The following is a 14,131-nucleotide window of genomic DNA, read 5'->3' on the forward strand; positions in this document are numbered from 1 at the left end:
ACCGCGTGACCGCGTGACCGCGTGACCGCGTGACCGCGTGACCGCGTGACCGCGTGACCGCGTGACCGCGTGACCGCGTGACCGCGTGACCGCGTGACGGCGTCATGGCGTGCGTGATCGTGCCGCCGCGTGAGTCTGTGTGGTCGCGCCCGTGCGCCCCGGGAGCGGGTTCCGCTCCCGGGGGCGCGCCGGCGGCGACGGCCGTCAGACCGCGGAGGCGCGGCGGCGGATCACCCATACGCCGGCGCCCAGTGCGCCCACGGCCAAGGCGCCGCCCACGGCGATCTGCGCCGGGCTCATCGAGCCGATGCTGCCGCCCTCGCCGCCGCGCGCGGCGCCCGGGGTGATGTACAGGTTGGCGGTGACGCGCTGGCCGCCGACGCCGCCGCACTCGAAGGTGACGCGGTGGGTGCCCGCGCTCGCGTCGCGATAGACGGTGGCGCTGCCGAACAGGTTCGTGGCCTCCAGGTTGCCGGGCGTCAGCTGCACCTCGCCGAAGGCGCTGGACGTGGCCCGGCCGGTCTTGGTACCGCAGCCTTCGACGTTGAGCCCGACCCGGGCCCCCGGGGCGACGGTGCTCGGGGAGACGCTGGCGGAGGGGGCGGCGTAGGCGAGCGCGGCGGGAGTCGCGGCGGCGACGGCGAGCGTCACGGCGGCGACCGCCAGCAGGCGGCGCGGGGCGGAGGGGGCGGAGCGCCCGGCGTACCCGGAGTGCGGGGCGGGCTCGGACTGCGGCGGGGCGTGCGGCGTGGCGGGCATGGAGAGAACTCCTCGGCTCCTCGAAACGGCGCGGCCATGGCACGGATGTGACGCGGATTCGGTTGCGCACCGTGCTCTGCACGCTAGGAGCCGGGCCCCGGGGCGGCGATCGGGGCCGGGCGAACGGGTGAGTCGCTGCTCCGCCCGGGGGAACCGGTTCACCCGGACGAGCCGTGTGGGGTTCCGCTACGCCGCAGGGGCCGCCGCGGTCCTCGCCGGGTAGGGGCGGCGTACGAGGTACGCGGCCAGGGCGCCGCCGGCGAACAGCGCGACGAGGGAGACCGCAGTACCGAGCCACTGGGTACCGAGCCACTGCGTGCCGAAGTAGCCGAGCGACACGCTGTAACCGGCCCAGGCCATGCCCGCCAGGACCGACCAGGGCAGGAACTCCATCACCTTGCGGTGCGTCTTGCCCGCGCCCAGCGACACCACCGAGCGGCCCGCCGGAGCGAAGCGGGCGATCACCACCAGGGCGCCGCCGCCCCGGGCCAGTGCCGTGCCCAGGCGCTCGTGCGCCCGGGTCAGCCGCCGGGACCGGGCGATGGCCCGGTCCAGCCGGGCCCCGCCACGCCGGGCCAGCCGGAACGCCGCCATGTCGCCCAGCACCGACGAGGTCGTGGCGATCACGAGCAGGGCCAGGATGTCGGGCACCTGAGCGGTCACCGGTACCGGACCCGCCGCACCGGCCGCGGCGGCGGCCGCCGCCGCGGTGATCACCAGCACCCCGCTCGGGAGGACCGGCAGGAAGACGTCGAGCACGACGGACACCGCCACCACGGCGTAGATCCATGGGCTCGCGGTCAGCGACCCCAGAGTCTCAAACAAGGCGGGACTCCCCAGTCCGGTTGACGTGCAGCGGCATGAAGCGCCGCGACGTCGCGGGGGAGCGGCAGGAGCGGCTTGACAGCCCTACAGGGTACGCCGGGCGTCCACCACGCGGACGCCCGGGGCCACCCCGTGGCGCCCGGTCCCGTGGCTCCCGGCCGCGCGGCTCCCGGTCCCGTGGCTCCCGGTCCCGCGGGTGCCCCGGGCCGCACCGCCTTCCCGTGGGCCGCCCGCCGCGACACCGGTCCGCGCCGGCAGCCGCACCGTCCCCCTGACCCGCCATGCCTACGTCGTCTCCGACCCGGTCAGCTCCCGGTCCAGCACCGTCACCAGCCGGGCGCCCTTGCGGTCCTTGTGCGCCTGGTCCAGCCGCAGCCGCGCCGTCCGCCCGGACAGGGCCAGCGTCATCAGCTGATTGCCGAACCACGGACCGCCCGTACGCCGCCAGGCCACCGGCGGCCGGCCCGTCCTGCCGTGCCGGGTGAAGCCGCGCCCCAGCCACCGCCCCCACCGCGACCAGCCCAGCCGGAACCCCAGCTTCACCGCCGTGTGGATGGAGTTGTGCACCGGCGAGCACGTCAGCTGGAACAGCCGCGCCGTGCTGGGTATTCGGGGCTCGGCCACATACGCGTGGTGCACGTCGCCCGACAGCACGCACACCGTCGCCGGCGCCCGCGGCCCCGTCCCCACCTCCTCGATCAGGTCGGTCAGCGCCGCGAACGAGGCCGGGAACGCCGCCCAGTGCTCCAGATCGCTGCGCCGTCGCAGGTTCTCCCCGATCCGCGCCCACCGCGGACCCCGGTCACCCCGGCACAGCGCCGCGTTCCACGTCTCGGCGTCGTGGATCAGCGGCGGCATCAGCCACGGCAGCGAGGAACCGATCAGCAGGTGGTCGTACGCCCCGTGCCCCGCCAGCGCGTTGTCCCGCAGCCACTGCTGCTCGGTCGGATCGAGCATCGACCGCGCGTCCTCCGCCAGGACCCGCGCGGCCCGGGTGTCCACCATCAGCAGCCGGGTCCGACCGAAGTCCCGCCGGTAGCTCCAGCGGACCGTCGCCGGAGCGGTGTCCGCCGAGGCCGCGAAGGCGCGCAGCGGCTCCGTACCGTCCGGGGTCGCGCGGATCTCGGCATACAGCCCGTCCTCCGCGAGCTCGGCGGGCGAGAGGTTGCCCAGGTGCTGGTGCACCCAGTACGACATCAGCCCGCTGAGCACCCGCTCCCGCCACCACGGGGTGGCCCGCATCTCCGCGACCCACGCCTCGCTCGTGTTCCAGTCGTCGATCACGTCGTGGTCGTCGAATATGTGCAGGCTCGGCACCGTCGACAGGAGCCAGCGGATCTCCGGGTCCAGCCAGGACTCGTAGTAGAGCCGGGTGTACTCCTCGTAATCCGCGACCTGGGCGCCGGGGGCCTCCCGCAGATCCCGCCGGGCCGCGATCCACGCCCGGGTCTCCCGCGACAGCGCATCGGCGTACACCTGGTCGCCCAGCAGCAGCAGGACGTCCGGGCGCACGGCCTCAGGGTCGGCGGCCAGCCGCGCCGCGAGGGTGTCGAGCGCGTCCGCGCCGTGCGGCCCGCGCAGCCCGCCGGCGGGCGGCGCGGCCTGTCTGCACGAGCCGAACGTGACGCGCAGCCCGGGCCCCGGCGCGGACCGGCTGGAGCTCGCTACCGCGGGAGTGCTGATCGTGCTCGGCGGGAAGGAGCTGTCGGCCAGCGGCCACACCCGGTCCCCGTCGAGCAGCACCTCGTACGCCGTGGTGGCCCCCGGCGTCAGGCCGGTGACCGGCACCAGCGCGTAGTGGTGGCCCGCCACCTGGAAGGTGCGCACGCTGCCGCCCGCCCCGCCGGCGCACCGCACCTCGGCCGTGCACGGGCGGTCGGCCTCGACCCATATCGTGGCCGAACCGCCCGTGTCCCAGTCGACGTAGCGCAGCAGTGGCCCCAGACGCAGTCCGGCCATGCGACTCCCCCTCCTCCGTGTCCCCGGTCCCCTGTGATCACGGTACGACGGGGAGGGGGAGCCACGCCTCCCCCTGACGGGGGAAAGATCGGCTGGAGGGGCCGGTCCGGGCGGGTGTCAGCAGCCGCTGAGGACGTTGCCCAGGGTGGTCTTCTCACCGGAGTCCATGCTGAGGGCGTAGTGCTGCTTCACCTGGACCCACATCCGCGCGTACGTACAGCGGTAGGCGGTGCGCGAGGGCAGCCACTTGCCGGGGTCGAGGTCGCCCTTGGCCTGGTTGACGTTGTCGGTGACCGCTATGAGCTGCGGGCGGGTGAGGTCGTTGGCGAACTGCTGGCGCTTGGACGTGGTCCAGGCGTTGGCGCCGGAGCGCCAGGCCTCGGCGAGCGGAACCATGTGGTCGATGTCGACGTCGGAGGCCGCGGTCCAGGTGGCGCCGTCGTACTCGGAGTACCAGCTCCCGCTCACGGCGGCGCAGGCGGAGTCCTGGACGACGTTGACCCCGTCCCGCTTGAGGACGGTCTCGCGGGTGTTGCAACTGCCCGAGACGGTGCTCCAGTGCGGGAAGAGGTCGCGGCTGTAGCCGCTGGTGGAGCCCTCGGCCCTGGGCGTGACCGTCGCGAGGTAGGAGCGGGCGGCCGAGGCGCTGATGGGGGTGGGCGGGGCGGCCTGGGCGGCGGGCGCGCTGACGAGGGACGTCAGGGCGGCGAGTGCGGCGGCCGAGGCGAGCACGCCGATTCGACGCGCGTAGACAACGGAGGTGAGTGCCATGAGGGCTCCCTGGATGCGGGGGGGTGTGGCCGTACGGCCCCGGTGGGGTGTGGCCATGCTTGCGGCGCCGGGTTTCGCTCGGGTGGGCGCCAGATGACAGCCTGACGACATGGGCACGTCACATCAAGGCGTCCAAGGCCGCTGATTTAAAAGGAAGTTGAGATTCCGTCCCGTTGGCGGCCCTCCGGCGCGCGACGGGCCGGGGCGGGCGCCGGGCGTTCTGCATCAAGGAGTCGTTACGGACGCCCCGCGGCGTCGCGGACCCTGGGTCGAGGGGGGCGGACGGCGTCAGCGCGTAGACGTCGTTCCTTTGGGTGGCGGCTGCTGTTGAACGGGGTCAGCGAGAGACACCGGGCCGGAGGCTGGCCGGCTTGGGTGCCAGACGGATTCTGCGGCTGATCTGGCATGATCGCCCCGAGCCGTGGAGGGCGACGTGACTGTTGACGACAGAGCCGATCCGGCTCGGATCATCGCCCGAGTGGGCAACTTCGCAGATCGCGAGCGTGCTCTCGAGGTGTGGATGTACCTCGCCACCAGGGCCGGGTGAGTGCGAGCCGTCGTATTCGTAGCCCTTGTCGGCGTGCAATTCGCTGGCCGTCGCCTGCGGGGGCCGCGGTGGGAACGGACGGGCGGGATGCCTCGTTCGAGCGGTTCACGGCCAAGGCTGTCGTGCATGTGGGCACCCGAGTTGCCCGGCGAGAGAGGCAGTCCGTTCCGGTCGGTGATCAGGTGAATTCGGGATTCAGACTTGCCACGGTCAGTCGGATTCGGCTCGGTCAGCGGCCTCCTTTTGACGGCCGCAGACTGACCGAGTCGATCGCGCACCGCGACCAGTCCAGCCCGCCGCTGGCGCCGAGTTCGTCGAGGACGACGCGGTGGAGCCGGGCCCGGACGCGAGCCCGGCTCCACCGGGCGAACCGCTGATAGACCATCTGCCAGCTCGGCCCGAACACCGGCGGGAGCTGCGGCCAGGTGCAGCCGGAAGCCGCGGTGAAGATGATCGCGGCCAATGCCGCGTGGTCACCCACTCGGCGAAGGCCGCCACCACTTGGCGTGTGGTCATGGGGCGCCGAGTGTCAGGTCGGCGAAGCTCGTCCGTAGGGGCGTTCTCGCCGCGGCCGGACCGCGATCTTGGTGATCGCTTCGGTGGCGCTGCGTGCGTCGTCCGGGTGGGCCCGCCCTGGATGCCGAGGCCCGCGATCGCCTGCCGGGCGCGTACGTCGCCGATGGCGGTCAGGGCCGGGCGTCGTACCCCGCGGAGGGGTGCGCGCGGTCCTGATCTGCGCCAGGTTGCCCGACCGGGCGGCCGGGGCAGTGTGAAGCCGGCGTCGGCGACCGTCCGGGAGGGCGAGGGCCGCGGGGTCTCTGCAATACGGCGGTCGCGGGCTGACCGTCCGGACCGGCGGGGTAGCCCGGACCGGTCTCCCGCCGGGTGCGATCAGCGCAGGACGACGTCAGCCGCCCACCGGGCGGTGGGCGGCTGACGTCGACTACGGGAGCGTGGCGGGCTCGTGTGCGGCTCCGGCTTACGCCTCCGACACCGTCACGTGGATCGAGCCGTCCGGGGTGGACGTGACGCGCAGGGCCGTCAGGTCGGGGACATGGACCGTGGGGGCGTGGGCGCCCGCGCGCGGGCCCACGCCGATGACGCGCATGCCCGCCGCCTGGCCTGCGGCGATGCCGGCGGCGGAGTCCTCGAAGACGATGCAGTCGGCCGGGTCCACGCCCAGGGCGGCCGCGCCCTTGAGGAAGCCCTCGGGGTGGGGCTTGCTGGACTCGACGGATTCGGCCGTGACCCGTACGTGGGGCATCGGCAGGGCGGCAGCGGTCATCCGCGCCGTGGCCAGGGCCGCGTCTGCGGAGGTGACCAGGGCGTGCGCCAGGCCGTCGAGCGAGGCCATGAACTCAGGGGCGCCCGCGACCGGGACCACGCCGTCGGTGTCGGCGGTCTCGCGGGCGAGCATCACCGCGTTCTCGGCGTGGTTGACCTCCATCGGGCGGTCCGGGAGCAGGACGGCCATGGTGGCGTACCCCTGGCGGCCGTGGACCACCTTGAGGGCTTCCTGCGGGTCCAGGCCGTGGGAGAGCGCCCAATCGCGCCAGCAGCGCTCTACCACCGCGTCGGAGTTAACGATGGTGCCGTCCATGTCCAGGAGCAGGGCCTTGGCGCTGAGGACGACGGGTGCGGTGGCGGTGGCGGTGCTGGCCGGCATCGGCGGGGCTCCAGACGGGCGGGAAAAGAGAACAAGTGGTTCCGCCCACCGGTCAGGGAGTGAGGGCGGAACCACTTTGTTCCTACACGATACAAAACGCGGAGCGGTTCGCGCCACCGAGCGGGGTGTGACCCCTGTCCCTTCCGGGGCCGGCCTTCCGGGCCCGGCCGCAAGTGGCGCTGCTCCGCGCTAGCCCTCCAGGGCGCGGCGGGTCACGGGGCCGTAGACGCCCCACTCCTCGCCGTCGATGCCGTTCTCGTACTGGAACGTCGACACCGCCCGCTCCACCCGCGCGTCGAATTGGCCGTTGATCCTGCCGCGGTACAGGCCTTGGTCCGCCAGCAGCCGCTGCAGCTTCTCAACGTCCGCACCCGAGTCCCCGTACCGCAGGGTCGGGCCCTGCACAGGCGCCGAGGGCTTGGGGCCGGCGGAGCGGCTCGCGCTCGGTGACGGGCTCGCGAAGGCGGACGGGGACGCCGACCGGGAGGCGCTCGGCGAGGCGGACGGGGACGCCGACCGGGAGGCGCTGGGCGACGGGGAACGCGAGGCCGAGGGCGACGGGCCGGACGCCGAGGCGGACGGGGTCGGGGAGGGGTCGGGCGGGGCGAGGCTCACCACGGGCGCCGACGGTTTGGCGTCGAGCAGCGTCACTTCGTCGCCGGGGGAGTCGGGCATCGTCCACAGCGCCATGGCCGTGCCGCCGAGGGCGACCACGGCGGCGGCACCGAGCAGGAGCGGCAGCAGCCGCCGGGGAGCGGAGCCGGTGCGCTTCTCCGGGCCCCCGCCCCCACCCCCCACCCCGAACTCGTACCCGTACGTAGGCCCCCCGCCGGACGTTCCGCCCCGCGTACCGCCGGGCGCGGGAGAGCCGCCCGGCGGTACGGCCTGCAGCTGCACCGTGTCGTCCGGCCCGGGCGGCGACCCCGCGGGGGTCGACCCCCGGCCCGCGCCCGCGCCCGAACCCGGCTCCGGGCCCGCCCAGGCCGCGGGCACCCGGGCAGCAGGTCCCTGCCCCAGCCGGGCGCCCGCACCCAGCCCGGCGCCCGCACCCGCCCCGGCGCCCGGGCCCGTCGGCCACGTCGGGTGCGACGGCGGCACGGGTGTGCCGTACGCCGGGGTGTCGTTCGGTGACGCCGGCGCCACCCGGCGCGGTATCGGCGGTACCGGTGGCTGCGGCGCCGGGGTCACCCCGTGCGGTACGGACGGCGGAGGCTCCGGGGCGTCCGGCACCCCGGGGTCGGACAACGTCACGTACGGACGGATGCGCATGGGGTCGAAACCCGCACTCGGCGCACACCCGCAGCCGGCGCCGGATGCGCCGCAGTCCGGACAGTGTTTACCGCTCACTGGAATCCCTCCCTGGCCATTGCCTGCGATTATGCAGACCCGTCAAGGCCCTCCCAACCCGCCCGAGAGGCCATAACAGGACACACCGCTCAGGATGGAGATGTTGATCCGGCCTGAGGAGGAATCGATGGCGCAGGATGTGACCAGGGAGGCCGCGGACTCCGGTTCCGGCCCGCAGAAGTCCGGCCCCGCCGCCGAGCACGCCTCCCGCGAGGTGCTCGTCTCGATCGGCGCGCTGCTGCTGGGCCTGCTGATCGCCGCGCTCGACCAGACCATCGTCTCCACCGCCCTGCCGACCATTGTCAGCGACCTCGGCGGCATGGCCCACCTGTCCTGGGTCGTCACCGCCTACATGCTCGCCGCCACCGCGGCCACCCCGCTGTGGGGGAAGCTCGGCGACCAGTACGGCCGCAAGAAGCTCTTCCAGTACGCCATCGTCCTCTTCCTGATCGGGTCGGCCCTGTGCGGCATCGCCCAGAACATGCCTCAGCTCATCGGGTTCCGCGCCCTGCAGGGCCTGGGCGGCGGCGGGCTGATGGTGCTGTCGATGGCGATCGTCGGCGACATCGTCCCGCCCCGTGAACGAGGCAAGTACCAGGGCCTCTTCGGCGGTGTCTTCGGTGCGACCAGCGTGCTGGGCCCGCTGTTGGGCGGCCTCTTCGTGGACCACCTGTCCTGGCGCTGGGTCTTCTACATCAACCTCCCCATCGGTCTCGTCGCGCTCCTCGTCATCGCCGCCGCCCTGCACATTCCGGCCCGCTCCTCAAAGCACACCATCGACTACCTCGGCACCTTCCTCATCGCCTGCGTCGCCACCTGCCTCGTGCTCGTCGCCTCCCTCGGCGGCACCTGGGGCTGGGGCTCCGCCCGGATCGTCGGTCTCGCAGTCCTCGGCGCCGTCCTCCTCCTCGTCTTCGTCCTCGTGGAGCGCAGGGCCGCCGAACCCGTCCTGCCGCTCGGACTGTTCCGCGTCCGCACCTTCACCCTCTGCTCGGTGATCAGCTTCGTCATCGGCTTCGCGATGTTCGGCGCGATGGTCTACCTGCCGACCTTCCTCCAGGTCGTCCAGGGCGTGTCACCGACCATGTCCGGAGTCCACATGCTGCCGATGGTGATCGGCATGCTGATCTCCTCGACCGCGTCCGGTCAGATCGTCAGCCGCACCGGCCGGTGGAAGGTCTTCCCGATCGCCGGAACCGCCGTCACCGCCGTCGGTCTGCTCCTCCTGCACCAGCTGCACCGCACCACCTCCACCTGGGAGATGAGCGTCTACTTCTTCGTCTTCGGTGCCGGACTCGGCCTGGTCATGCAGGTGCTCGTCCTGGTGGTGCAGAACGCCGTCAGCTACGCCGACCTCGGCGTCGCCACCTCCGGCGCCACCTTCTTCCGCTCCATCGGCGCCTCCTTCGGCGTCGCGATCTTCGGCACGGTTTTCACCAACCGTCTGGGCGACCAACTCGCCGCCGCCTTCGTGGGCGTCACGCTGCCACCCGGCGTCGGGCCGGCCCAGCTGGAGGCCGATCCCCGCTCCGTCGCCGAGCTCCCCGCCGACCTGCAGACGCGTGTGCTCGACGCCTACTCCACCGCCATCACCGACGTCTTCCTCTACGCGGTGCCGATCGTCCTCATCGCCTTCGTCGTCGCCTGGTTCCTCAAGGAGGACACGCTCCGCGGCTCGGTCACCGCTCCCGACGTGACGGAGACCCTCGCCTCCAACCCGGTTCAGCGCTCATCCCGCGACGAGGTCGCCCGCGCCCTGTCGGTGCTCGGCACCCGCGAGGGTCGGCGGCACGTGTACGAGAAGATCACCGAGAAGGCCGGCTACGACCTGCTGCCCGCCGCGAGCTGGCTGCTGCTGCGGATCAACAAGTACGGCTTCGCCGACCCCGCCGAGCTCGCCGAACGCACGAACGTGCCGCTGAAGGTCATCACGGACGCCGCCCGCCAGATCGAGGGGCGCGGCCTCGCCGTGCGGGACGGGCTGCCGTTGGTCCTGACCGATGCGGGGCGCGAGAGCGCGGCCAGGCTCTCCGCCGCCCGGGAGGACTCCCTCGCCGAACTCCTCGGCGACTGGTGGGGTCCGGACCGCCCGAGCGACCTGATCGCACTGGTCCGGGAGATCAACACGGAGCTCTGCGGTTCCGACGCCGAGGAGCCATACGACGCCGCCCCGCGGCGCGACCACGCCGCGCCCTAGCCTTCATCCCCGCCCCCGCGAGGCCCCGCCACGCCCGTGCGAGGGCAAGGCCGAGGCCGAGATCAAGGCCACGACATCTGAGGTCAGAGGGAGGGGGTGGGCCGCAGGGTCTTCTCGAACCAGTGCTCCGCGTACGGGCCGGAGTTGTACGCCGGTATCTCCGCGTACCCGTGCCGCGCGTACAGCGCCCTGGCTTCCACGAGGTCCGACCGGGTGTCCAGCCGGACGCGCTCGACGCCCATCTCGCGCGCCTGTGCCTCCAAGGCGGCGAGCAGGGCCGCGCCGCCTCCGGTTCCGCGGGCGCGGGGGTCGACGTACACCTTGGTGAGCTCGGCGGTGGCGGGGTCGAGCCGGCGTATCCCGCCGCACGCCAGGGGCTCGCCGTCCCACCGGCCGACGACGAACCGGCCCGTCGGCGGTACCAGCCCGTCGTCCGGGAACTCCACGAGTCCCTCGTCGACCTCCGTCTCGGTGACCGGCCGGTTCCAGTACCGGCCGGCGACCTCCGCGTAGTACGCGCGCCGCAGGAGGACGGCGTCCGGGGCGGTGACGTGCTCGGGCACCACGGTCCACGCACCCGACCGGGAGCGGCACGCGCCGCCGGTGATCGTGTCACCGGTGCGGCCTGCGCTCGTGGTGGGCGCCGCGGCCCTCGTGGTCTGTTCGCGCTGTTCGCTGTATGTGTTCATGGGGTCATTGTGGAGTTCGCGCCGGAAGCCCCGTGTGGAATATCCACACCCCCGGACCGATGATAGGAAAAAGACCATCCGTGCACGTGGAGGGTGTGAACCGTCATGTCGGAGCATCCGGACTGTGCCCTGATCCGCCGCGGTTACGAGGCGTTCGGCAAGGGCGACATGGAGACGCTGAGCACGCTGATGACGGCCGACGTCATCCACCACGTGCCCGGCAGCAGCCCGCTGTCCGGGCACCACAAGGGGCGCGAAGCCGTCCTCGACCTCTACCGGCGGCTCGGGCAGGAGACGAACGGCACGATCCACGTCCACCTGGAAACGGTCCTCGCCGACGGCCGCGGACATGTGATGACGTTCCACACGTCCCGCGCGGACCGGGGGGACCGCGGCATCGAGATCCGCGGCGGCCTGTTCTTCACCGTCATCGGCCACAAGATCACCGACATCGACGAGTGCACCGAGGACATCGACGAGATGGACGCCTTCTGGAGCTAGCCGAGCCCAGCCGGGTCCGGGTCCGGAGCAGGCAGGAGCAGGATCGAACCGGCCCCGGACCCGTTCCGGACCCGATGTCAGGCCTTCTTCGGCGCCGCCTGCTGCACGACCTCGAACGACCACACCGACGAACCCGAGGCCGCCGGCTTCGGACGCTCGCCGCCGCCCTCGCCGCCGCCCCCGCCCTGGTGAGCGGCCTTCATCGGCCCCTCCATCCAGGCCTGGAAGTCCTCCTCCGAACGCCACCGGGTGTAGACGAGGTACTGGTCGGTGCCCTCCACCGGGCGCAGCAGCTCGAACCACTCGAAGCCGTCCGAGTCCTCCACTGTGCCCGCCCGGGAGGCGAAGCGCTTCTCCAGCACCTCCCGCTGCTCGGCCGGGACGGTGAGCGCGTTGATCTTTACCACGCTAGGCACATGACACCTCTCAGGTAACACGGGCCGGGCGTCGAACCCGGCCTTGACGACGTGTCTGCAGTCTCCTATACGGGCCCGTCGTGGCGTCGTGAAGGGGACACCCGGCATTCCGGAAGAGTCACCCGAGTGCCTGTCGACGGCCTGCCGCGGGCCTGTCAGTCAGCCCGTCGGAGAGCCCGTCGGCGGCTGTCGGCGAGCCTCCGGGCGGGCCCGCGGCGGTCTGTTGATCTTCCGGTTGTTCGAGCGGGCCGTCCGGGGCATCGCGCGGGGGATATCGTCGTCCCGGTAATCACACGCGGTATGAAGCGCGGCAGCCAGGCGAAGTCGGGGTTGCGGTCAACAGGGCGGGAGGCCGGCGAGGCGTGGCGAACGCGGCGGAGCACAGTGGTGCGAACGGACATGCCGGGGACATAGACGGTAGCGGCGGACTCGGGGCGGCCCGCCTCCTGCTGTGGGCGCTGGCGGGCGCGCTCGCCGTCAGACAGGCCACCGCGGTGCTGCGCGTGCCGCCCGGAGACTGGCTGAGCGGGTTCCACCTCCCCGGCAGTCTGCCCGGCTCCCTCTACGAGGCCGGCGCCGGGCAGTTCACCGGCACCCCCTTCGCCGGCCTGGTCCTCAAACCGCTGACCGGCTTCGCCGCACCGTCGCTGGAGGTCGCCTGGACCTGCGTGATGCTGCTGTGCGTCGCCGCCATCGGGCTCGTCGCCGCGCGCGGCCTGCCCGATCCCGTGCCGCGGCGCACCGCGCTGCTGGCCGCGCCGGTCCTGACCGCGCTGCTGATGGTTTCGCTGCCCGTCCGCGAGGCCGCTTCGCCCGGCCAGACCGCCGTCCTGCCGGTCCTGCTGGTGCTGCTGGCCGTCTTCCGGGTCCCCGCCGACCGGCCCGCCGGTCTCCTGATCGGCCTCGCCGCCGCCCTCCAGCCCGCGCTGCTGCTCTTCGCTCCGCTGCTGTGGCTCTCCGGGCGCCGCCCCGCCGCGCGCACCGCCGCCGCGGCCTTCGCCGGCGCCACCGCGCTGTCCTGGGCGGCCCTGCCGCGCGACTCGTGGACGTACTGGTCCCAGCACCTCGCCGGGACCGGCCTCGGCGGCGCCCCCGACGGCCTCGCCAACCAGTCCGTGCACGGCGCGCTGCTGCGCCTCGGGCTCACCGGACCCGCCGAGATCGCGCTGTACGCCGTCCTCGCCGCCGCGGTCGTGTGGATCGGCCTGCGCCGCGCCGTGCGCTACGCCCGCGACGGGCAACTGCTGCTCGCGGTCGCCATCACCGGGTGCGCGGCCGTCGCCGTGTCCCCGGTCGGCTGGCGCCACCAGCTGCTGTGGGTGCTGCTCGCCGTCGCCGGCAAGGTCGGCACCCGTGCGGCGGACCGGCCCGTGTGGCCCGTGGCCGTGGTCCTCGCGCTGACCCTGCCGAGCGACGTGCTGCTGCCGAACCTGGCCGCCCTGGCGCCCGTACGCGACAACGTGCTGCTGCTCGCCGCGCTGGCCGCGGCCTGCGCCGTACCGTTCCTGCCGCGGTCGGCGCCGCACTGGGGCGCCCCAGTACCGACCGCGTACGGGCGTCCGGCGGCCGCCCGGTGGGCGTGGGTGCCGCTGCTGCCGTTCTGGCGGCGGGTGCTCTCGCGCCCGAACCTGCTGCTGGAGCTGCTGCTGATACGGGTCGGGTACTCGCTGTACTCGCACATCCGCGCCGCCGCGCCGACGAGCCGGTCGCTTGCCGAGGGGAACGCCGACCAGATCCACGGGATCGAGAAGGCGCTCGGCATGGACATCGAGCACGCCGTGAACCACGCCGTGGTGAACACCCCCTGGCTGGAGGCGTTCTTCAACTTCTACTACACCTCCTTCCACTTCGTGGTCCCGCTGGCGATCCTCGGCGTGCTGTACTGGCGCCGCCCCGGCGACTACCGGTGGGCGCGGGCCTCCCTGGGCCTGGCGACCGTGCTCGCGCTCGCGGGGTTCTGGCTGTATCCGCTCGCACCGCCGCGGCTGATGCCCGGGCTCGGATTCATCGACACGGTGCACGGGCCGCAGGACCTGGCCAACCCGTCGTACGGGGCCATGACCGCGATCTCCAACCAGTACGCGGCAATGCCCTCGCTGCACTTCGGGTGGTCGCTGTGGTGCGGCATCGTGATCGTGGTGCTGGCCCCGAAGGGCTGGCAGAAGCTGCTGGGTGCGCTGCACCCGCTGATCACGGTGTGCGCGATCGTCGCCACAGCGAACCACTGGGTGCTGGACGCGGTGGGCGGGGCGGTCGTGGTGGCCGCCGGATTCGGGCTCGTGTACGTGCTGTCCGGGCCGCGCGGGGCCGTCGCCTCGGCGGCGGGCGTGTCCCTGCCGAAGCCGCGCGGGGCGGCGGAGGTGGGAGCGGACGCGGGGGTGCCGGTCGCTGCGCGGCGGCGCTGAGGGGGGTGCCGGCGCCCCTGCCGTCGGTGGGGCGGGGCGCGTTTCCCGG

At 73.3% G+C, this 14,131-nt stretch carries 11 protein-coding genes and 1 pseudogene; 3 read left to right on the plus strand and 9 right to left on the minus strand.

The annotated features are described in order from the left end of the window. Positions 1 to 204 precede the first annotated feature (204 nt). The 7 genes and pseudogenes from ACFWTC_RS13405 to ACFWTC_RS13435 all read right to left on the minus strand — a co-directional run bounded on the left by ACFWTC_RS13405 (position 205) and on the right by ACFWTC_RS13435 (position 7,325). Positions 205 to 759: a hypothetical protein gene (locus tag ACFWTC_RS13405; protein ID WP_383915386.1), complete on the minus strand. Its 555-nt coding sequence runs from the start codon at positions 757 to 759 to the stop codon at positions 205 to 207. 186 nt (positions 760 to 945) lie between these two features. Further along, a complete protein-coding gene (locus ACFWTC_RS13410) occupies positions 946 to 1,584 on the minus strand; it encodes a DedA family protein (protein WP_383915387.1) in 639 nt (212 codons plus the stop codon). A 285-nt stretch (positions 1,585 to 1,869) separates the two neighbouring features. Further along, a complete protein-coding gene (locus ACFWTC_RS13415; RefSeq protein WP_384027883.1) occupies positions 1,870 to 3,543 on the minus strand; it encodes an alkaline phosphatase D family protein in 1,674 nt (557 codons plus the stop codon). A gap of 117 nt (positions 3,544 to 3,660) precedes the next feature. Next, on the minus strand, positions 3,661 to 4,314 hold the full coding sequence (locus tag ACFWTC_RS13420; protein ID WP_384027882.1) for an HNH endonuclease family protein: 654 nt from the start codon (positions 4,312 to 4,314) through the stop codon (positions 3,661 to 3,663). A gap of 457 nt (positions 4,315 to 4,771) precedes the next feature. Next, positions 4,772 to 5,366 (minus strand): annotated as a pseudogene (locus ACFWTC_RS13425) (IS5 family transposase); the annotation flags it as partial. 474 nt (positions 5,367 to 5,840) lie between these two features. Continuing rightward, the gene (locus tag ACFWTC_RS13430) at positions 5,841 to 6,527 is read right to left on the minus strand and encodes an HAD-IA family hydrolase (protein WP_383915390.1); all 687 of its coding nucleotides are present in this window, start codon (positions 6,525 to 6,527) and stop codon (positions 5,841 to 5,843) included. Between the two features lie 189 nt (positions 6,528 to 6,716). Beyond that, positions 6,717 to 7,325, minus strand: a complete 609-nt coding sequence (locus ACFWTC_RS13435) for a peptidoglycan-binding protein (RefSeq protein ID WP_383915391.1) — start codon at positions 7,323 to 7,325, stop codon at positions 6,717 to 6,719. Positions 7,326 to 8,001: 676 nt separating this feature from the next. Here ACFWTC_RS13435 and ACFWTC_RS13440 point away from each other — a divergent pair. Then, a complete protein-coding gene (locus ACFWTC_RS13440) occupies positions 8,002 to 10,071 on the plus strand; it encodes a DHA2 family efflux MFS transporter permease subunit (protein ID WP_384027881.1) in 2,070 nt (689 codons plus the stop codon). Between the two features lie 83 nt (positions 10,072 to 10,154). Here the strand turns inward: ACFWTC_RS13440 and ACFWTC_RS13445 are convergent, their stop codons facing one another. Next, positions 10,155 to 10,760 carry a GNAT family N-acetyltransferase gene (locus ACFWTC_RS13445; protein WP_384027880.1) on the minus strand — a complete coding sequence of 202 codons (606 nt, stop codon included), beginning with the start codon at positions 10,758 to 10,760 and terminating at the stop codon, positions 10,155 to 10,157. A gap of 105 nt (positions 10,761 to 10,865) precedes the next feature. Here ACFWTC_RS13445 and ACFWTC_RS13450 point away from each other — a divergent pair, with 105 nt between their 5' ends. Further along, positions 10,866 to 11,261: a nuclear transport factor 2 family protein gene (locus tag ACFWTC_RS13450; protein ID WP_383915394.1), complete on the plus strand. Its 396-nt coding sequence runs from the start codon at positions 10,866 to 10,868 to the stop codon at positions 11,259 to 11,261. A 77-nt stretch (positions 11,262 to 11,338) separates the two neighbouring features. Here ACFWTC_RS13450 and ACFWTC_RS13455 read toward each other — a convergent pair whose 3' ends face one another. After that, on the minus strand, positions 11,339 to 11,677 hold the full coding sequence (locus ACFWTC_RS13455; protein ID WP_383915395.1) for an antibiotic biosynthesis monooxygenase family protein: 339 nt from the start codon (positions 11,675 to 11,677) through the stop codon (positions 11,339 to 11,341). A gap of 362 nt (positions 11,678 to 12,039) precedes the next feature. Between ACFWTC_RS13455 and ACFWTC_RS13460 the strand changes: the two genes are divergently transcribed. Then, positions 12,040 to 14,082: a phosphatase PAP2 family protein gene (locus tag ACFWTC_RS13460; RefSeq protein ID WP_383915396.1), complete on the plus strand. Its 2,043-nt coding sequence runs from the start codon at positions 12,040 to 12,042 to the stop codon at positions 14,080 to 14,082. Positions 14,083 to 14,131 lie beyond the last annotated feature (49 nt).

This window comes from Streptomyces sp. NPDC058619 (assembly GCF_042717785.1).
GTDB lineage: Bacteria > Actinomycetota > Actinomycetes > Streptomycetales > Streptomycetaceae > Streptomyces.

What these genes read in the sequence shown, in the direction of transcription:
- ACFWTC_RS13440 (WP_384027881.1), top strand. Translation starts at nt 8,002, where the DNA reads ATGGCGCAGGATGTGACCAGGGAGGCCGCGGACTCCGGTTCCGGCCCG.
- ACFWTC_RS13405 (WP_383915386.1), bottom strand. Translation starts at nt 759, where the DNA reads ATGCCCGCCACGCCGCACGCCCCGCCGCAGTCCGAGCCCGCCCCGCAC.
- ACFWTC_RS13450 (WP_383915394.1), top strand. Translation starts at nt 10,866, where the DNA reads ATGTCGGAGCATCCGGACTGTGCCCTGATCCGCCGCGGTTACGAGGCG.
- ACFWTC_RS13415 (WP_384027883.1), bottom strand. Translation starts at nt 3,543, where the DNA reads ATGGCCGGACTGCGTCTGGGGCCACTGCTGCGCTACGTCGACTGGGAC.
- ACFWTC_RS13420 (WP_384027882.1), bottom strand. Translation starts at nt 4,314, where the DNA reads ATGGCACTCACCTCCGTTGTCTACGCGCGTCGAATCGGCGTGCTCGCC.
- ACFWTC_RS13430 (WP_383915390.1), bottom strand. Translation starts at nt 6,527, where the DNA reads ATGCCGGCCAGCACCGCCACCGCCACCGCACCCGTCGTCCTCAGCGCC.
- ACFWTC_RS13445 (WP_384027880.1), bottom strand. Translation starts at nt 10,760, where the DNA reads ATGAACACATACAGCGAACAGCGCGAACAGACCACGAGGGCCGCGGCG.